This window comes from Microcoleus sp. T2B6 (assembly GCF_036700475.1).
Lineage (GTDB): Bacteria > Cyanobacteriota > Cyanobacteriia > Cyanobacteriales > Microcoleaceae > Microcoleus.
Window position 1 is genome coordinate 20,614 of record NZ_JAUBOZ010000009.1, and the last position, 17,968, is coordinate 38,581.

At 45.5% G+C, this 17,968-nt stretch carries 17 protein-coding genes; 11 read left to right on the forward strand and 6 right to left on the reverse strand.

The genetic code is table 11. From position 1 onward, the window contains the following. Positions 1 to 171 precede the first annotated feature (171 nt). On the reverse strand, positions 172 to 993 hold the full coding sequence (locus QUA00_RS06085; protein ID WP_333146671.1) for an SDR family NAD(P)-dependent oxidoreductase: 822 nt from the start codon (positions 991 to 993) through the stop codon (positions 172 to 174). A gap of 713 nt (positions 994 to 1,706) precedes the next feature. After that, positions 1,707 to 3,140 carry a carotenoid oxygenase family protein gene (locus QUA00_RS06090; RefSeq protein ID WP_333409062.1) on the reverse strand — a complete coding sequence of 478 codons (1,434 nt, stop codon included), beginning with the start codon at positions 3,138 to 3,140 and terminating at the stop codon, positions 1,707 to 1,709. Between the two features lie 73 nt (positions 3,141 to 3,213). Between QUA00_RS06090 and QUA00_RS06095 the strand changes: the two genes are divergently transcribed. The 8 genes from QUA00_RS06095 (at position 3,214) to QUA00_RS06130 (ending at position 12,490) form a co-directional block, all read left to right on the forward strand. Beyond that, positions 3,214 to 4,230 (forward strand): LD-carboxypeptidase, encoded by a 1,017-nt coding sequence (locus QUA00_RS06095; protein ID WP_333409137.1) that lies wholly within the window; start codon positions 3,214 to 3,216, stop codon positions 4,228 to 4,230. A 303-nt stretch (positions 4,231 to 4,533) separates the two neighbouring features. Next, on the forward strand, positions 4,534 to 5,292 hold the full coding sequence (locus QUA00_RS06100; protein ID WP_333409138.1) for a class I SAM-dependent methyltransferase: 759 nt from the start codon (positions 4,534 to 4,536) through the stop codon (positions 5,290 to 5,292). 221 nt (positions 5,293 to 5,513) lie between these two features. Continuing rightward, a complete protein-coding gene (locus tag QUA00_RS06105; protein WP_333146676.1) occupies positions 5,514 to 6,515 on the forward strand; it encodes a cytochrome c oxidase subunit II in 1,002 nt (333 codons plus the stop codon). A gap of 78 nt (positions 6,516 to 6,593) precedes the next feature. Further along, entirely contained in the window at positions 6,594 to 8,399 is a 1,806-nt protein-coding gene (gene ctaD, locus QUA00_RS06110) for a cytochrome c oxidase subunit I (RefSeq protein ID WP_333146678.1), read from the forward strand. A 143-nt stretch (positions 8,400 to 8,542) separates the two neighbouring features. Beyond that, the gene (locus QUA00_RS06115; protein ID WP_333146680.1) at positions 8,543 to 9,166 is read left to right on the forward strand and encodes a heme-copper oxidase subunit III; all 624 of its coding nucleotides are present in this window, start codon (positions 8,543 to 8,545) and stop codon (positions 9,164 to 9,166) included. Positions 9,167 to 9,324: 158 nt separating this feature from the next. Beyond that, complete coding sequence (locus tag QUA00_RS06120) at positions 9,325 to 9,684, forward strand: HNH endonuclease (RefSeq protein WP_333409063.1); 360 nt, start codon at positions 9,325 to 9,327, stop codon at positions 9,682 to 9,684. Positions 9,685 to 9,917: 233 nt separating this feature from the next. Then, positions 9,918 to 11,195, forward strand: a complete 1,278-nt coding sequence (locus QUA00_RS06125; protein ID WP_333280916.1) for a transposase — start codon at positions 9,918 to 9,920, stop codon at positions 11,193 to 11,195. 62 nt (positions 11,196 to 11,257) lie between these two features. Further along, positions 11,258 to 12,490 (forward strand): hypothetical protein, encoded by a 1,233-nt coding sequence (locus QUA00_RS06130; protein ID WP_333409065.1) that lies wholly within the window; start codon positions 11,258 to 11,260, stop codon positions 12,488 to 12,490. Between the two features lie 14 nt (positions 12,491 to 12,504). Here the strand turns inward: QUA00_RS06130 and QUA00_RS06135 are convergent, their stop codons facing one another. From QUA00_RS06135 to QUA00_RS06150, 4 genes are all read right to left on the reverse strand, one after another. Then, entirely contained in the window at positions 12,505 to 12,804 is a 300-nt protein-coding gene (locus QUA00_RS06135) for a (2Fe-2S) ferredoxin domain-containing protein (protein WP_333280909.1), read from the reverse strand. A gap of 260 nt (positions 12,805 to 13,064) precedes the next feature. Beyond that, positions 13,065 to 14,039, reverse strand: a complete 975-nt coding sequence (locus tag QUA00_RS06140) for a cysteine synthase A (protein ID WP_333409067.1) — start codon at positions 14,037 to 14,039, stop codon at positions 13,065 to 13,067. Positions 14,040 to 14,104: 65 nt separating this feature from the next. Next, positions 14,105 to 14,689, reverse strand: a complete 585-nt coding sequence (locus QUA00_RS06145) for a Uma2 family endonuclease (RefSeq protein WP_333409069.1) — start codon at positions 14,687 to 14,689, stop codon at positions 14,105 to 14,107. A gap of 300 nt (positions 14,690 to 14,989) precedes the next feature. Further along, positions 14,990 to 15,628, reverse strand: coding sequence for a peroxiredoxin (locus QUA00_RS06150; RefSeq protein ID WP_333033773.1), 639 nt, complete (start codon positions 15,626 to 15,628; stop codon positions 14,990 to 14,992). A 160-nt stretch (positions 15,629 to 15,788) separates the two neighbouring features. On the opposite strand from QUA00_RS06150, the gene QUA00_RS06155 reads away from it, so the two are divergent. From QUA00_RS06155 to QUA00_RS06165, 3 genes are all read left to right on the forward strand, one after another. Continuing rightward, entirely contained in the window at positions 15,789 to 16,064 is a 276-nt protein-coding gene (locus QUA00_RS06155; RefSeq protein ID WP_333409139.1) for a hypothetical protein, read from the forward strand. Between the two features lie 95 nt (positions 16,065 to 16,159). Further along, on the forward strand, positions 16,160 to 16,522 hold the full coding sequence (locus QUA00_RS06160) for a cupin domain-containing protein (protein ID WP_333409070.1): 363 nt from the start codon (positions 16,160 to 16,162) through the stop codon (positions 16,520 to 16,522). Positions 16,523 to 17,082: 560 nt separating this feature from the next. Then, positions 17,083 to 17,958, forward strand: coding sequence for a ChaN family lipoprotein (locus QUA00_RS06165; RefSeq protein WP_333409072.1), 876 nt, complete (start codon positions 17,083 to 17,085; stop codon positions 17,956 to 17,958). The last annotated feature ends 10 nt before the right edge of the window (positions 17,959 to 17,968 follow it).

Here is a 17,968-nt window from a genome sequence, read left to right on the forward strand (position 1 = left end):
CCCTGGCGGACTACCGGGTGGGCGGGCGGACTACCGGGTGGGCGGGCTGACAGCTTAAGTTGACACCAATAAGCCGAAGATCCCGGAACGGGCTCTCCGGCCCGTTCCACAACACATCCAATTTTTTGTGGGGAGTAGGGGTTGGGCCGGAGAGCCCGCCCATAAAAGGGTTTATCGCCCGCTAGCTAAAGCCTCCCGCAATTTGCGGCCCCGCGATTTATCCCGAAGTTCTGGAGTCGCCATCCGCAACACAAAATCCAGCAACCAAGGCGCAATTCGGTGACACCAAACTGCTAGATGACTTTGCCATCCTACCAAGATTTCCGGCGCATCTTTCTGCAATCCCGCGACAAGTGCTAGGGCCACTTTTTCGGGAGTTGTGGGCACTACCCACCGGAATTGTTCCAAGTCTCGCACCATGTCGGTATCTGTTAGGGATGGCAGCAAAGCTGTGACTCGAACATTGTACTGAGTTAACTCGCTACGCAAAGCTTGGGTGAATCCCAAAATGGCAAATTTGGTAGCAGAATAAGTCGCCATTGTGGGAGCGGCAATTTTGCCCATTAAGCTAGAAACATTGACGATTGTTCCCTCTTTTTGAGTCGCCATTCGCCGAGCTATCAAGCGGGTAATTGTGTAGGTTCCGAGCAAATTTAAGGCGATTTCTTCCTCGATTAATGGCAGCGGGGAACGCAAGAAAGATGCTTGGTGGGCGACGCCTGCACAGTTGACTAGCAGGTGAATCGGGCCGCAATCTCGCCAAGCTTGGGCGATCGCAATATTCACCGCAACTGACTGAGTTAAATCCAAAGCTAACGGCACTACTTCTGTGCCAAAAACATCGATTTCCTCTGCCAGTTCAATTAATTGCTTGCGGTTGCGCGCCACAATCAACAAGCGTTTGACTCCTTGTCTCGCTAATGCCAGGGCGATCGATCGCCCAATTCCGCGCGAAGCTCCTGTAACAAGAGCTGTTTTTCCTTGAAGTTGCATAGATTAAACCTTTTGGTAGATGCTCACCGCGGCACGGAGTTATGAGTTGTGAGTTGTGAATTATTAGTTATGAGTTGAATGTTTTGGCGCTAACAACTCATAATTCATAATTTTTGAAAAGGCTATCTTGTTCCGATAGACCTCATTTATTTGTGGGGTTAACTCAAAACTAAAAACTGTTGAATCGCTAACGTGCGCGTGAGTTGAACTAAACTTTGGGTTCGCCAGAAATCAGTCAATTATCTGGTCATTTAACCTCATTCAAGCAGACAAACCTGAGATGGGCAAACCTAGTCGAGAATCATGTCAAAGCGGGCTTTATTACCGCTTTTTCTTCAGTCTGCAGAGGCGGACTTTGCCTGTGTAGCCGCGAATTTATTCGCCGGGTATTGGTTTCCTTCAGTCTGCAGAGGCGGACTTTGCCTGTGTAGCTGCGAATAAACTGGCCGGGAATATTCGCCCGGATGGGTTATTCGCCAGGGCTTAATTACCCCTCTTTTTTTAGTCCGCAGAGGCAGACGATATCCTGTGCCGGCGCGACTTACAATCGCCGGGGATTCGTGCGAATTGGCACAGGATAATTGAGCAATGCAGATTATCAATTCCACACCTCCTAGATATGAGAATTTCCTATCTACACACACCTTAACAACTTGACAGAGAAGCGGCAACAATTTTTAATAAATCTTCCGCAACACTTCTTTACAATTTTCTCAGACTGCCGCTTTCCAAGTGCCGTGAAAGCCCAAAGGTATGACACCAGGCAATTCTAGCTTGCAAATAGGTTCGCGGGAAAGTCCGTCGCTGTCAAATATCCAGACTTCGCTGCTGTCAGAATTGCCGTCATAAATAACTGTTACTATCCAACCTTTCTCCGACGAAATATCTGGAACGTAGATGGGCTCGGCGGGATAGCGATTTTCGCCACAGTCGGCAATTGTGAGATTGCGGGTTTGCGTGTCCAAACGGGCGATCGCACCGAAACGTTCCGGTACAATATCAACGTCAGGCCGATACATTGCCAGATAAATATATCGTGCGTCTTGCCCTATTTCGGCAGCAGGTACGATCGGAAACTCACAAGGTTTATCCAACAATTCTTCTATTCCTGTCACTTTCGCCGTCAGAGGATTGAGATGCACTCGGCAAAGAGTACCCTCCGCATCGGTGCTAGTTTCACCAGTCGGTACTTCTTTCAGTCGCTGATTAGTTTGAAAGTCAGCGAAGCGCACAAAATCTACCGCCACCGAACCATCTTCCTTCACAAAACCATTAGCAAAATGCCACTGGAACCAAGGTTCTGTTTCGCCGCGACTAACTAAAGAGAGAGTTTCAGAGTCAAAAACTAATATCTGAGTACCTAACTCCGGTTTCCACTGAAAGGACTCGCTATAACTGCTAATTCCCGTTAACAATGGCAAAAAATTGACTTGCACCGGCGGGATGAAAAATATCAGATACTTTCCCGCAAAAACAAAATCGTGGAGCGCGTAAATTCCATCTAAAGCAACTGTTGATTGTTGCACGACTTGGCCAGTAAAATCGCTTTTATACAGATTCAACTTTGTAGTCGCACCGTTGGTAACTCCAAAGTTGAAAATATTGCCAGTAATCGGGTCGCGCTTGCAGTGAGCAGAATAAACAAATTTACTATCTAAACTGCCTAAATCGTCCGTTCCCTGAGTTTCCAGGGTTTGCAAATCGAGGCGGTGAGGCGGGCCACCTTCCCACAATGCCAAAAGGCGATCGGGCAAAGCTAAAACAGAAGTATTGGCAGCATTTTTAACAGTTTTAGTCCACCGCAACCACACAGGGCCCGGTGCTGTCATGCCATAATTACTGTAGAGAAATTTATCAGCTTTTTCTTCAGCTAGATATCCCGCTGTTTTCACGTAGCGATAAACAGCCGTAGCACCGACATCGGTAAAATGTACTGCCAAAATTGCACCGTCGCCGTCAAACCAATGTCCGGCAGGAACACCGCCGCGTTCCAAACGTGCGGGCCCGTTGCGGTAAAGAGTGCCGCGCAATCCTTCGGGAATTTTACCGCTTTTAACCGATAGCTGAGTCAGCGGAAACTCTGCAGCCGGACGCGCTAAAGATTTAGCCCAAGATTTTTTAGCGGAGATTTTAGTGTCTGTTTTCATTTGAAACTGGCAATTTTAAACTGATATGACAGAAATTTTCCTATACAATTATAGCAAAAATTACCTAACAGCTATGACTCTCCGCCGCCGTGCTCTGCTCAGAACTTTTGGGCTGACTGCTATTGGTACTCAGCTTTTGCCGCTCGCCCAAACTAGCCTATCTCCCCAAAGTGCGATCGCTAATCCGCGCCGCCTGCAAGTCGGCGATACTGTAGCCTTAATCAATCCTGCCGCTTTCAACTACGAAAAAGAAGTGCAGCCATTTTTTAAAGTTCTCGATAACCTGGGTTTAAAAGTTAAATTGGGAGAGCATTTTTACGATCGCTACGGGTATTTAGCAGGCAAGGATGCCGATCGCGCCGCCGATGTCAACGCAGCCTTTGCCGATGACTCAGTGCAAGCTATTTTTACCGGGATGGGCGGCTGGGGCTGTGCTCGGATATTGCCGATCCTGGATTACAATATTATCCGCAACAATCCCAAAATTATTATGGGATTCAGCGATATTACTGCGCTGTTATTGGCGATTTATGCTAAAACTAATATAGTTACTTTTCACGGCCCTTTAGGTGTGTCAACTTGGAGTCCATTCACAGTAAATTACGTCAAAAAAGTTTTGTTTGACGGAGGTTCTGTGATGATGCAAAACTCCCACACCGTGCAAGTTCAAACAATCGGGCGCGGAACAGCTAGGGGAAAACTAATCGGTGGAAATTTATCAGTAATAGCAGCAATGGTGGGTTCTGCATATTTACCGCAGTGGGAAAACAGTATTTTGTTTGTCGAGGAAGTTGGCGAAGAAGTTTATCGCATCGATAGAATGTTGACGCAGCTTAAATTAGCGGGTATTCTTGATAAAATATCAGGTTTTATTTTCGGACAGTGTACCAAGTGCGAAGCTGAAAAACCCCAAGAGTCCCTAACCTTACCTCAAGTCTTGTCCGACCACATTCGCCCTTTGAAGATTCCCGCGTGGTACGGTTCTATGGTGGGACACATCCGGGAGCAGTTCACTTTGCCGATCGGTCAAGAAGTCGAAATCGACGCTGACTCTGGTACAATTAAATTGTTAGAATCCGCTGTCAATTAAATCTTGAACTGTTCTGGATATTCGCTCGGCTCTTCCTCTGGTTCTGCATTACCGGGCTCTGACCATTAATGACAACTTAAGACTAAAAACCGTTGTATCTCTCGTTCACAGCCGAGTCTAGATCCCCCTAAATCCCCCTTAAGAAGGGGGACTTTGATCCATTTCCGGTTCCCCCCTTGTTAAGGGGGGTTAGGGGGGATCTGGGCCTAATCATCAACCAGCAGACCGGTATTACGTTTAACGTTAAATCGTCACCAACGGGCCGATGCCGATCATGAAAAAATTAAATATACAATTAGGACGATCGTGAAAAACCGACAATTCATTAAACCGCTAGCAGCAATTATCTTAGCAATAATTTGCCTGTTGCCGCTCAATGCCTGTGCAGCAGCAAGTAAAACCGCCAACAGCGACTCCATTTATCAGCAGCGAACTGTCCACAATCCCGACGGAATCGGCAAATTTTACATGGGTCGAGAAATTGCCCAAGTCATGGGATATCAAGGCGCTAGTTGGCTAGAAAGACCGTCTCGCGGCATGGAAGAAAAATCAGCTCGATTAGTCAATAATCTCGATTTAAAACCAACCGATATTGTCGCCGACATTGGAGCGGGAACGGGATATTTTAGCTTTCGCATCGCTCCCTTAGTTCCAGAAGGAAAGGTTTTAGCAGTTGACGTGCAGCCGGAAATGATTAATTTTATTAAATTGAATAAACAAGAAAAAAATATCGCTAACGTTGAGCCAGTTTTGGGCAGTATCGACAATCCGAATTTACCGGAAAACAGCGTGGATTTAGTTTTGATGGTCGATGCTTATCACGAATTTGCATATCCCAGAGAAATGATGCAAGGAATTGTGAAAGCACTCAAACCGGGAGGCCGCACGGTATCGATCGAGTATCGGGGCGAAAACCCGCTGATTCCCATTAAAGGTTTGCACAAAATGACGCAGAAGCAGGTGAAAAAAGAAATGGCCGCCGTGGGTTTAGTATGGAAAGAGACAAAAGATATCTTGCCCCAGCAGCATTTGATGGTGTTTGAGAAAAAATCTCAAATTTAGCCGGGAAACAGAGCGATTGTTTACCATTTTTACTCATTTTTGTCAAGGTACAAAAGACGTATTTTTGAGGCGCGCGGGCGAGCGGTCAAAAATTCTAAGCCTTAAGTAACCCTTAAGAGAGACATTTTACTAAAAATACCATTTACAATTAAAAATTGATAACCCAGAGGCGCTTCCTTCATTTTTCAAGCGAAGAAGTGTCGCTATTAAGAAGTACCAGCGTGAACATTCCAAGTTCCATCCTCACCATGCTCGCCGGCATCGGAGTGACTCTGATCAGTCTCTGGTACGGGCAGAATCACGGTTTGATGCCGATCGCCGCCTCTGACGAAGCATCCGACATAGACGCACTTTTCAATACAATGATGACCATTTCCACTGGACTATTTATCATGGTGCAGGGAATTCTCATCTTTGCTGCAATTAAATATCGCCGCCGTCAAGGAGACAACACAGACGGGCCGCCTTGGCATGACAACTTTCCCTTAGAAATTCTTTGGACAGCCGTGCCGGCGGTGATTATTTTAGGAATCGGAGTCTACAGTTTTGAGATTTACAACTCAATGGGAGGCCTCGATCCGATGGGGAATCATGACCACGGCACCATGCAAGCGCACTCTAAAATGCGGGGAAGTGCGATCGCAGCCACACTCTCAGATACACCCCAAAACGCCCCTCAAATTCCGTCTCAAAAACTCGTTGCTTTAGGGGTAGGCGCTTCCCCAGAAAATGAAGACAAACCAGCAGACTTAGTTGTCAATGTCACTGGTTTGCAGTACGCCTGGATTTTTAGCTATCCAGAAAGCGGCGTTAGTTCTGGCGAACTGCATATGCCAGTCAACCGCGACGTACAGCTAAATATCTCAGCCCAAGACGTGCTGCACGCATTTTGGCTGCCGGAATTTCGCCTCAAACAAGATGCAATTCCCGGGCGGCCGAGCGAACTGAGATTTACACCAACTAAAACCGGCGAATACCGGGTTGTTTGTGCTGAATTGTGCGGCGCTTATCACGGAGCGATGAAAGCTGTAGCAGTCGTTCACACGCCCGAAGAATTCGACGGTTGGCTGCAAAGCCAGCAAGTTGCTAGCAGTCAAAACTTAGAGCAAGCAGTTGCAGTCAATCCAGGGGAATTGTCAGACGGTGAATTTTTGGCTCCCTACGTCAGGGAAATAAAAATTAATTCCGAAACCCTCGAACAACTTCACCCAACTCATCACTAAAAATAGTCATTAGTTCCTGGCACTGGGTCTTCGATCCTGAGCTAATAACTAATGACTAATAACTAATGACTAATAACTATGACACAAGCACAGTTCCAAGAAAGTGCAAACACTGAGGCTCGCGGAACAGCGCCCGCCGATAGACATTGGCGCGACTACTTCACTTTTAATACCGACCACAAAGTCATCGGTATTCAATACCTGGTAACAACATTTATTTTCTATCTAATCGGCGGCGTGATGGCAACTTTGGTGCGAACAGAACTCGCCACCCCCGACTCCGATTTTGTCACCCCCGAACTCTACAACAGTTTATTTACTGTTCACGCGACGGTGATGATCTTCCTGTGGATCGTACCCGCCGGAGCCGGGTTTGCTAACTTTTTGATCCCCTTAATGATCGGGGCCAAAGACATGGCATTTCCCCGCCTGAATGCCGTTGCCTTTTGGATGATTCCCGTAGGTGGCGTCTTGCTATTGAGCAGTTTTTTTGTAGGAGCTCCGCAGGCGGGTTGGACTTCCTATCCGCCTTTGAGTTTAGTTACTGCTCAAGCCGGGGAAGAAATTTGGATTCTCAGCGTTTTGATTCTGGGAACTTCTTCGATTTTGGGGGCGCTGAATTTTGCCGTTACCATCTTTACCATGCGGGTTCCGAGCATGGGTCTCAATGATATGCCCTTGTTTTGCTGGGCGATGATTGCGACTTCAGCGCTGAGTTTGATTGCTACTCCAGTCTTAGCCGCAGCTTTGATTTTGCTGTCGTTTGACTTGTTAGCGGGGACGGCATTTTTTAACCCGACCGGCAACGGCGATCCGATCGTCTACCAGCATTTATTCTGGTTTTATTCGCACCCCGCAGTTTACATTATGATTCTGCCCTTTTTCGGGGTGATTTCAGAAGTTTTGCCGGTGCATTCCCGCAAGCCAATTTTTGGTTATTTGGCGATCGCCTATTCCAGTCTCGCGATCAGCTTTTTGGGCTTGATCGTGTGGGCGCACCATATGTTTACCAGCGGTACTCCCGGCTGGCTGCGGATGTTTTTTATGATCACGACTATGATCATCGCCGTACCAACAGGGATTAAAATATTTAGCTGGTTGGCAACTATTTGGGGAGGCAAACTCCGGCTTGTCAGCGCGATGCTATTTGGGATGGGTTTTATCTCAACATTTGTCCTCGGCGGCATCACCGGGATCATGGTAGCTTCCGTACCTTTCGACATTCACGTTCACGACACTTACTTTGTCGTCGCTCACCTACACTACGTGCTGTTTGGCGGCTCAGTGTTTGGCATTTACGCTGCTTTTTACCACTGGTTCCCCAAAATGACGGGGCGGATGATTAATGAATTTTGGGGTAGAGTTCACTTTGTTTTAACCTATGTTGGCTTTACTGTAACTTTCCTGCCGATGCACGCTTTGGGGATGCAAGGAATGCCTCGGCGGGTGGCAATGTACGACCCGAAATTTACCACAATTAATGTCATTTGTACTGTCGGTTCTTATATGCTGGCAGTGTCTACAATCCCGTTTATCATTAATGTGATTTGGAGCTGGATGTACGGCCCCAAAGCAGGTGACAATCCTTGGCAAGCTTTGAGTTTGGAATGGATGACGACTTCGCCGCCCCCGATCGAAAATTTTGAAGGAGTGCCGGTATTGGCAACAGGGCCTTACGATTACGGCATGGAAAAAATTCAGAATACAGGGGAACGTCTCAGACTTAAGTTGAGGGAAAATGCCACCCGCAACGCCCAGAAAACAGGTATTCCTATTGCGGAGGCTCAAGCTTCAACTTTCTTTGGCGGTACTGCAACTTTGGTCGCTCCTGAATCAGAGATAAATGTTGATTCTCCTGCTGATGAAAGTCAAGATGGCGAATAGTTATTAGTCATCAGGCATTAGTCATTGGGCATTGTTGACGGTTGACTGTTGACTGTTGACTGTTAACTAATGACTGATGACTAATGCCAACTGACAACTGACAACTGACAACTGACAACTGACTTCTTCATTACCAATTTCTTATGCAAATTCCAGCGATCGATCCGACAAAAACAGCCCTAAATTACCACCACGAGGGCGAAGTAGAAGCACACGGCGTCGAGCATCCCGACCACCGGATGTTAGGGGTAATTGTGTTCCTGTGCGCTGAAGGCATGATATTTTTCGGTATGTTTGCCGCGTATTTGATTTATCGGGCGATGGCCCCCGTGTGGCCTCCTGAAGGTACGCCCGCGCGAGAGTTATTGCTGCCGGGAATCAATACGGTGATTTTGATTGCTAGCAGTTTTGTGATTCACAATGCTGATAGTGCAATCAAAAAGAATGATGCCACCGGAATGCGGAATTGGTTGCTCGTAACTATTGCTATGGGCACAGTTTTCTTGGCAGGTCAGGTTTACGAATACACTCATTTAGAGTTTGGCTTGACGACGAATTTGTATGCCAGTTGCTTTTACGTTTTGACTGCTTTTCACGGCTTGCACGTTACGTTTGGAGTGCTGCTGATGGCGGGGGTTGTGTGGCGATCGCGCGCGCAAGGCCATTATTCTAGCGAGCACCACTTTGGAATCGAAGCGACTGAGATTTACTGGCACTTTGTCGATGTGATTTGGATTGTTTTGTTTTTGCTGCTGTATATTTTGTGACGCCTAGGTTCTGCTTGGAGGCCCCCTTTTTTAGGGGGTTTTTTTTGTGCAGAAGTAGGCTCGACCTTCATTCACATGAATCAAAGCGGATCGCGCTATAGCGGTTCTCAAGCGTGGTGAGGTATGCCCTATGCCCTATGCCCTATGCCCTATGCCCCATGCCCCATGTTACTGAGAAAGGCTATAAACTAAAAGTAGCAATTCTCCTATCCAGCAGCATTGAGAAAATTATGCAGTGCGAATTGTGCGATCGACAAATGGAAGCATTAACCGCCCATCACCTCATCCCCAAACAAAACACCAAGCGGAAAAACGAAGATCCCAGCCCGACAATCGACATTTGCTCCGCCTGTCACCGCCAAATTCACTCTCTCTTTGACAACAAACACCTCGCCCAAGAGCTCAACACCCTGGAAAAGCTCAAAAATAACCCTGAACTCCAGAAATTTGTCTCTTGGATTAAGAAACAAAAAACCGACAAACGCATTCAAGTACGCGGCAAAAAAGCTCGATCGTAGGGCCATAAATTAGGTATATACTCCTGGACGCAGTTACTGTCTGAGGTCCGGTTTCTTCATTAATTTTTCATTCCCTAACCCAAAATTTAACATATAAACCCGGTTTGTTTGCGTAAATCCTACTATCATAAAACTTCATTAAGATTGTAAGCATCAATAAACAATGGTAGTACCATATAGTCAAGAAAGTAAAATAAAAACTTGTTGCGCTAGTTAAAAAATGGAGAGTCTGGATGCAACTAGCAGAGAGGCACATCATTAAATCTACGGAACACCGTTTCGCCCAGATTGATGAATTAGCTTTTAAATCCAAGAATCTCTACAATGCTGCTAACTACGTCATTCGTCAGAGTTTTGTCTATGGATGGGGTTACATTAATTACAACGAGATGAACCGTTTAATGAAGTCTCATCAAGCCTACAAGGTTTTGCCAGCCAAGGTAAGTCAACAAATCTTGATGATATTGGACAAGAACTGGAAATCGTTTTTTGAAGCTGTCAAAGCTTACAAAGTTGATTCCTCTAAATTTACTGGTCGCCCGAAACTACCGAAGTACAAAGATAAAGTCAAGGGTCGAAATATTCTTGTCTATACGATTCAGGCGATTAGTAGCAAGGAATTGAAGAAAGGAGTTATTAAGCTTTCGGGTACAGAAATCTCAATAAAAACCCAAATAAAACCCGATCGAATTTGCCAAGTTAGGCTGGTTCCCAAATGTGATTCCTATGTAATTGAGGTAATTTATAATGAACCGGAGTCCACCGTCGAACAGATTCAAACAGAAGCAGTAGCTAGTATCGATTTGGGACTAAATAATTTAGTGGCGTTAACTTCAAATCAGTCGAGTTTTACCCCTCTCCTGATTAACGGGCGACCATTGAAATCGATCAATCAGTTCTACAACAAGCGTAAGGCAAAACTACAATCTCAATTGAAAGGAAGTAGCAAGACATCATCCCGTATTCAACGCCTAACTCGTTGTCGCAATCAAAAAGTAGATAATTACTTGCACTCCTCCAGCAGGCTTATAATTAATCTTCTCGTCGCACGAAAGATTGGGACGCTAATAATTGGAAAAAACCTACAATGGAAGAGCGAGATTAGCTTAGGGAAGCAAACCAATCAGAACTTCGTAAGTGTTCCTCATTCCCGATTAATTGAAATGTTGGAATACAAAGCTGAATTGGTTGGGATAAGGGTGATTGTGCAAGAAGAATCCTATACTTCTAAATCGAACTTTCTAGCTTTAGACCCAATCCCTGTTTATGGGAAGACTGGCGCTAATGATGTCGAATTTAGTGGCAAGCGAATTAAGAGAGGATTGTACAAAACATCGGTCGGTCAATTAATCAATGCGGATATTAACGGATCTTACAATATTTTGAGAAAAGCAATCCCAAATGCGTTTAGCAATGGGATAGGGAGCTGCGTAGTTCAGCCAAGGCGGGTCAATCCGCTCGAAGTGAAAGTGAAAGGGGAGGGACTTAATGCCTCCCATGTCATGTCATAAATGACTATACTTTTACCAGCTATAGTGATTTACTTATTCGTAACAAGCTGCCAACAATTATCATGAACCTCACCTCCCTCGAACTCGCAAAAGACCGAGCGCGCATCTACAAAAACTACCTCCAAATGCAAATAGATGCCCAAGCTAACATAAACAAACTAGCTTTTTTAGACCGGGGCATTGAAAAATCCCCTTACCAACAACACATTAAAAACTATCCCGATTATCTCAAACAGAAACCCGACGGCTTAAAAGTAATTAGCTCTATTCCCGGCCCCAATAATCCCCTCAAACCTACTCCGTTTCCCAGCCTGGGAGAACTACCTCAAATTAACTCTCAAGCTTTAAGTTTCCTCCACGAAGATATCAAACAAGCCTGCGTTTGCATTGGTACTTTTGTAGACGGCAAAATTCAGGCACAGTGGCTGGGAAAAAACGCACTTACCAAAGCTGAGCAGTGGAGTGCCACTAAAATTATCCCACTCCTTAATATCGTCAGTCAAGTAAATAGCAAATATCCCGACTGCGACATTGACAACTGCGTTGTTAGAGATGGCAACGGGCTAAGACACGATTTTTACTTTTACGATGTAGCAAAAGACATGATTAGCTATGCCTCAAATATAGGTAGTTCAAACTCCTTAGCCGCGATGTTCAAACGCTTCGATACTCGCATAGGATTAGAGCAATGGCTGAAGAGCGCTACTGGCAATAATGACCTAATTTTTCGCGGCGATTACGGCGAAAATCCTTATCACAACAACCCAAAAATCTTCGATCTCACCAAAAAACAAGTGCTGCTAAGTGCGGCATTAAACAGTACCAAACAAAGTAATACCGTATCTGCTTATGATTTGACCAGGCTAATTTCCATGTTAGGATGGCACTTCCACATCGAACAGCGATCGCGCATGAAAGCATCTCAGTGGAACAGCTTAGAAAGCATTGTCAGAGCAATGGGACATGACAGCGCTCGATATGTGGACGTAGCAATTAAAACTTTGGGGATGGATAGCCTTATCACTTCTCCAGTAATTATCTCAAAATTGGGTTACGGACTCAGCTCGATCAGGGGAACCCTAGAAACAGTTTATGTGGCTTTAGTGCGGTTTGTTGACGAGCGGCCGAAAGCGGCGGGAAAGCCGGCAAAACTCAGAACTTTAGCCATGAGTTTGCGGGCAGAAAAACCTGTAGGCGGTTCCACTAGTGTCGATCGCCTAGCGATCGAACTCGACGCCAGATTTTGCGCCGAAGTCACGGAAATTCTCCGCCGGTTGTTTGCGGAAGAATTTTAAACGAGGGCGATCGACTACTTAGAAAGTCGGTGAAACTTGCGATAAAGCATCCTCTCCACCGGCTTTCCTCCCCGCAAATGTTGCTCAGTTATGGCCGCAACTTCTTCAGGGCAAACACCATTGTACCAAACCTCTTCTGGCAGCACCAATACCATCGGCCCGTTGCCGCACTGTCCCAAACAACTGCTAGCAACCACTTCAACTTCTGAGGGCGACAATTGCTGAAAAGCTGCCAGTACCTTTGCTGAATTTTGCTTGCGACAAGTGCGGTTCTGGCAAACGAGAACTTGTCTAGAAGATTGGATAATTTTCATATTTTTTAGTTGACAGTCGGCTGAATATATGCTACCTTTTTATCATGGGAATAGGTGTAGCCATATATGCCCAGATTGTAGGAAAGTCGTTAAAAACTTTGGACGGGCTAGAAGCCCATCCCACAACTCATTAAACTTGAATTGCATTCAATCGCTTTGAATTCCTCAAATTATTGTGGGGAGTAGGGGTTGGGCGTCCCGCCCGCCCGAAAAATACAATTTAGATGCGGGACAGCTTAAGACTTCAGCGCACCCTACGGTTAATCTGGTGACAAACCTTTGGAAGCCAACCATTGTCTATCGAACAAACGCGACTGATACCGAGCCCCGCCGTCGCAGAGTACCGTAACAATCGTATGTCCAGGCCCCATTTGCTTCGCTAAAGCCACAGCCGCCCCCACATTAATCCCCACAGAACCGCCCATAAACAGCCCTTCTTTCCTCAGCAGTTGGTAAATCACCCGGACAGCTTCAGTATCGTGAATTTGGATGGCGTCATCTACCGGGGCATTCTCCATATTTGCAGTGACGCGAGTGGTGCCAATTCCCTCAGTAATCGAACTACCTTCAGTCTTAATTTCCCCAGTTTTGAAATAACTGTAAAGCCCGCTGCCCATCGGGTCTGCCAAGACAATTCTAACAGCAGGATTTTTTTCTTTCAAAAACATTCCTACGCCAGCAAAAGTGCCGCCGGTACCGGTAGCTGTTACCCAAGCCTCAATTTTACCGTTTGTTTGTTCCCAAATTTCCGGGCCAGTTGTCTCGTAATGAGCTCGGCGATTGGCTAAATTGTCAAACTGATTTGCCCAGACTGCATTCTCCATTTCGGAAGCCAATCTTCCCGACAATTTGACATAATTATTTGGGTCTTTGTAAGGAACAGCGGGAACAGTCCGAACTTCAGCGCCCAAGGTTTTCAAAGCATCGATTTTTTCTTGAGATTGGTTATCGGGAATCACAATCATACATTTGTAACCTTTAGCGTTGCAAATGTGGGCCAAACCGATGCCAGTATTGCCCGCAGTGCCTTCAACAACGGTGCCGCCCGGTTTCAGCAAGCCTTTTTCTTCTGCATCTTTGATGATGTATAAAGCAGCCCTATCTTTAACGGAACCGCCGGGATTGAGAAACTCTGCTTTACCGAGAATTTCGCAGCCAGTTTCATCGCTGAAGCTGTTTAACCGAATTAGTGGCGTGTTGCCGATTGTGCCTACAAAGCCGTTTTTGATATCCATATTTTTTGCGTGTTTGCATCCTATTATTAATTTTTACAAGAAGTTGATATTTATTGCTAGGAGTTTTACCAAATCTTGCTCATATTGAGTACGAATCCCGGCAAAACGGGGTCGCCGCTAACGGTAGCCGGATTCTCCAAACATTCCTCTGGCAAACCAGGACGGTAAATATAAACTCTGCGATTTTTGCGGTCAATCAACCAGCCTAACTGCACTCCGGGTTCTCTCATATATTCTTGCATTTTTTCTTGCAAGGGCTTGAGATTGTCAGAAGCAGACCTCAGTTCTACTACAAAATCAGGGCAAATCGGGGCAAATTTTTGCTTTTGTTCGGGTGACAAAGCATTCCATCTTTCCAATTTTATCCAAGCAGCATCCGGCGACTTTTGGGCACCTGTGGACAGAGTAAATCCTGTACTCGAAGTAAACGCTAAACCAGTACCATTTTGTTCTGCCCAAACCCACAGCGGTCCAAATATATTACCTTCTCGGTTTCCCGTCTCCGAACCAGTAGGGGGCATAATTAGCAATTCTCCCGATTTGTTGCGTTCAATGCGTAACTCACTATTGATTTGACAAAACTCGAAAAACTCGTCGTCTGTCATTTGCAATTTGGGCGGTATTCGCAATACAATTGTTGATGACAGCATTTGACCTTTCCTCCTATCTAAAGTGTTTACACAAAATTGCACAATTTCTTTGTTTGTAGTTAGCACTTGAGTGCTCAAAAATCAGGATTAAGGACTCAAGTCCTAGCTACAAGCTGGTGTGGGATCAATTCCGGTTGTATCGGAATGATTAAACCACAGAGGGCACAGAGAACACAGAGAAAGAGAAGAGAGAGATAATAATTCCGATGTCAACGGATTTGATATTACGTGCGAATTATAGAGGTAAGGTGTGCAGTGCACACCTTACCTAATTAGGTTCTGTGTCCAGGAATGCTAAACCTATTTATTCGGCTGAGGAGTCATCCGCAAATAAGGCTTAATCGGCGTATAACCTTTAGGAAATTTCTCTGCCAATTCTGCGGGGTCGGTAATCGAAGGTACGATGACGCAATCGTCGCCGTCTTTCCAATCAACCGGAGTCGCAACGCTGTATTTGTCCGTAAGTTGCAAGGAATCAATTACTCGCAAAATTTCATTAAAATTCCGACCAGTGCTCGCCGGATAAGTAATGCTCAAACGCAATTTCTTTTCCGGGTCAATCACAAAAACTGTGCGGATTGTTAAGTTGTTTAGCGAGTTGGGATGGATCATGTCGTAAATGTCGGAGACTTTACGATCGCCATCTGCTAAAATCGGATAATTGAGGGTAACATTTTGAGTTTCCTCAATATCTTTAATCCAGCCCATGTGAGAATCCACATCATCGACGCTGAGGGCAATGGTTTTGACGCCCCGCTTTTCAAATTCAGACTTTAGACGGGCCACTGCACCGAGTTCTGTGGTGCAAACTGGAGTATAGTCTTTCGGGTGAGAAAATAACACGACCCAGCTATCGCCAGCCCAGTCGTAGAAATTGATTTCGCCTTCAGACGAAGCTTGGGTAAAGTTCGGAACTGTGTCGCCTAATCGCAGAGTCATAACGGATTTCCTCTAATTTTATTTAAGGACTGTTCCTTATCATCCCATAATTGCCCGGTTTCTCGATCGAGCTGTAAAGGATTCTAAACTTTTTGGTCGATCGATCGGCAATTCCACTACTGTAATGTATGTGTGGCTTATACCGCTAAATTTTCTTGCTATGCTTTACTTTTTGCTTAAGGCAATACAGCCTATTTTAGTCCCGCTGTGTTTTGTGTCCGCCTGGGGCATAGTTTTTTTGCTGTGTTTGAGTGTCGGGCGTACTGTCACCGACTTGATGCGCCGAGCTCAGCGGATGCACCAAATCCCTTGTGCTAACTGCGTATTTTTCACGGGCGACTACCACCTCAAGTGTCCCGTTCAGCCTACTATAGCTTTATCTGAAGATGCGATCGACTGTCCTGATTATCGAGGGCATTCGGGAATTTACGGTTAAAAAATCCGGCCGCTACTTTACATATTTCTTAACATCTCTGGCTCTTTCAATTAAACTTAAGTTGTGGTAAAGAGATTTTCAGGAGAGGGGAAAGAATGCTAATTCAAAAGCTAAATGCCTGCGATGAGTTTATTGCTGGCGACGGTACTCAACTGCGAGAATTGCTGCATCCAGACAAACAAGCTGTAGATTTGGGTTACAGTTTAGCCCACGCCACTTTGCCACCGGGACAAACTTCTGCGCTGCACTCCCTAACAACTTCTGAAGTTTACTACATCCTCAGCGGTCTTGGGGAGATGCACATCGACGACGAAAATCAATTCGTGGAAGCCGGAGATGCAGTTTACATTCCGCCAAACGCCAAGCAGTTTATTTACAACTGTGGCACAGAGCCGCTAATATTTATTTGTATCGTCGATCCCGCGTGGCGAAAGGAAGACGAAACAATTTTCGACTAATTTTCTAGTGTTTCTCCTTTTATGCTCGTTACCCGGCTCTGCCCGGTAACGCATATCTAGAGGCTCTGCCTCTACTGAAAAAAACATCACAAACCGAAAATTTCTTTTAATAACAACTTTAACAACAACAGCACCCAGCCATATGTACCGAGTGATTTCCTCTTTTTTCAACTTCGATGTGGAGTTGCAATAATCCTCGGATTCATTTGCATTGCTCCCGTCTAATTAGTTGAGGAAGTATCAGCTTTGTTGGTGGGTGCTGCTATTGGTTTTTGATGAGACAGATGTGAGATTAGACAGCGTTTTACTCCTTAGATTCTATTGTGAACTTCGCTGCGGTATCTAGATGTTGTATCTGTCAGAGAAGCTTTTTGTTCGCTTCATATTATTAATTTAGCACCTTCTTCTAGAAGTGCAAGTACCTGCAACTAAACTTTACATTTTTAGAAGTAACTGCAGATAATTATGAAGTTAAATTAAGCATTGAGCTTTCTAGCTGCTCAGCTAAAATACTAGAGTCCGGCTGTGCCTGCTGCTGCGAGAAACGGCATAATATCTGTATGAAAACAACCAAACTCATCAAACTGTGCGCCTTATCGCTGAGTATCTTTCTACTGTGCAGCAGTGCAGCGGCTGCTCCAACCACGGCGAACCCTCAACCTGGGCAGACTTACACTAACCAAGAGATTCTGCAACAGTTGGTGAAGGCAAAAGTCGTGTATCTGGGAGAAACCCACGATAGCGCGGAAGACCACCAAGCTCAACTGGCGATTATCCGAGAAATGCAGCGGCAAAATCGGAAAATTGCGATCGCGATGGAAATGTTTCAGCGTCCCTTTCAAAGTGCGATCGACAACTACTTAGCAGGTAAACTGACTGAGGAGCAATTAGTCGAGCAAACAGAGTACGATCGCAGATGGCGTTTTCCCTGGGAATCTTACGCCCCCATTTTGCGGTTTGCCAAAGAAAATCAACTACCCGTCCTCGCCTTAAATACACCATCCGAAGTAACGAGAAAAGTTGCCCGTCAAGGTTTAGAAAGCCTCACTGCGGAGGAAAAAAAGCACATTCCGCCAATATCCGAAATTCGCACTGACAACGCCGAATATCGGCAACTGCTGCTAGAAGTTTTCCAGCAACACCAAAAGGCAGGACAGGGAAATAGTACGGCTTTTGAAAGATTCTTGCAAGCCCAAGTTTTGTGGGACGAAACTATGGCGGAAAAAATAGCTGAATTTGTCCAAGCAAACCCCGACTATCAAGTTGTGGTGTTGGCGGGAAAAGGGCACATTATTTACGGTTACGGCATTCCCAGTCGCGTCGAGAGGCGTTTGGGAGTCGGGAAGGTAAAAATGCGATCGGTTTTATTCAATTCCACTGAAAATCTTCCTTTGTCGGCAGATAGACCCATTGCTGACTTTGTTTGGCAGCATTGATTTGATATGA

Excerpts from the sequence above, each read along its gene's own strand:
- QUA00_RS06085 (WP_333146671.1), bottom strand. The coding sequence starts at position 993 with ATGCAACTTCAAGGAAAAACAGCTCTTGTTACAGGAGCTTCGCGCGGA.
- QUA00_RS06090 (WP_333409062.1), bottom strand. The coding sequence starts at position 3,140 with ATGAAAACAGACACTAAAATCTCCGCTAAAAAATCTTGGGCTAAATCT.
- QUA00_RS06095 (WP_333409137.1), top strand. The coding sequence starts at position 3,214 with ATGACTCTCCGCCGCCGTGCTCTGCTCAGAACTTTTGGGCTGACTGCT.
- ctaD (WP_333146678.1), top strand. The coding sequence starts at position 6,594 with ATGACACAAGCACAGTTCCAAGAAAGTGCAAACACTGAGGCTCGCGGA.
- QUA00_RS06115 (WP_333146680.1), top strand. The coding sequence starts at position 8,543 with ATGCAAATTCCAGCGATCGATCCGACAAAAACAGCCCTAAATTACCAC.
- QUA00_RS06120 (WP_333409063.1), top strand. The coding sequence starts at position 9,325 with ATGCCCCATGTTACTGAGAAAGGCTATAAACTAAAAGTAGCAATTCTC.
- QUA00_RS06125 (WP_333280916.1), top strand. The coding sequence starts at position 9,918 with ATGCAACTAGCAGAGAGGCACATCATTAAATCTACGGAACACCGTTTC.
- QUA00_RS06130 (WP_333409065.1), top strand. The coding sequence starts at position 11,258 with ATGAACCTCACCTCCCTCGAACTCGCAAAAGACCGAGCGCGCATCTAC.
- QUA00_RS06135 (WP_333280909.1), bottom strand. The coding sequence starts at position 12,804 with ATGAAAATTATCCAATCTTCTAGACAAGTTCTCGTTTGCCAGAACCGC.
- QUA00_RS06140 (WP_333409067.1), bottom strand. The coding sequence starts at position 14,039 with ATGGATATCAAAAACGGCTTTGTAGGCACAATCGGCAACACGCCACTA.
- QUA00_RS06145 (WP_333409069.1), bottom strand. The coding sequence starts at position 14,689 with ATGCTGTCATCAACAATTGTATTGCGAATACCGCCCAAATTGCAAATG.
- QUA00_RS06150 (WP_333033773.1), bottom strand. The coding sequence starts at position 15,628 with ATGACTCTGCGATTAGGCGACACAGTTCCGAACTTTACCCAAGCTTCG.
- QUA00_RS06155 (WP_333409139.1), top strand. The coding sequence starts at position 15,789 with ATGCTTTACTTTTTGCTTAAGGCAATACAGCCTATTTTAGTCCCGCTG.
- QUA00_RS06160 (WP_333409070.1), top strand. The coding sequence starts at position 16,160 with ATGCTAATTCAAAAGCTAAATGCCTGCGATGAGTTTATTGCTGGCGAC.
- QUA00_RS06165 (WP_333409072.1), top strand. The coding sequence starts at position 17,083 with ATGAAAACAACCAAACTCATCAAACTGTGCGCCTTATCGCTGAGTATC.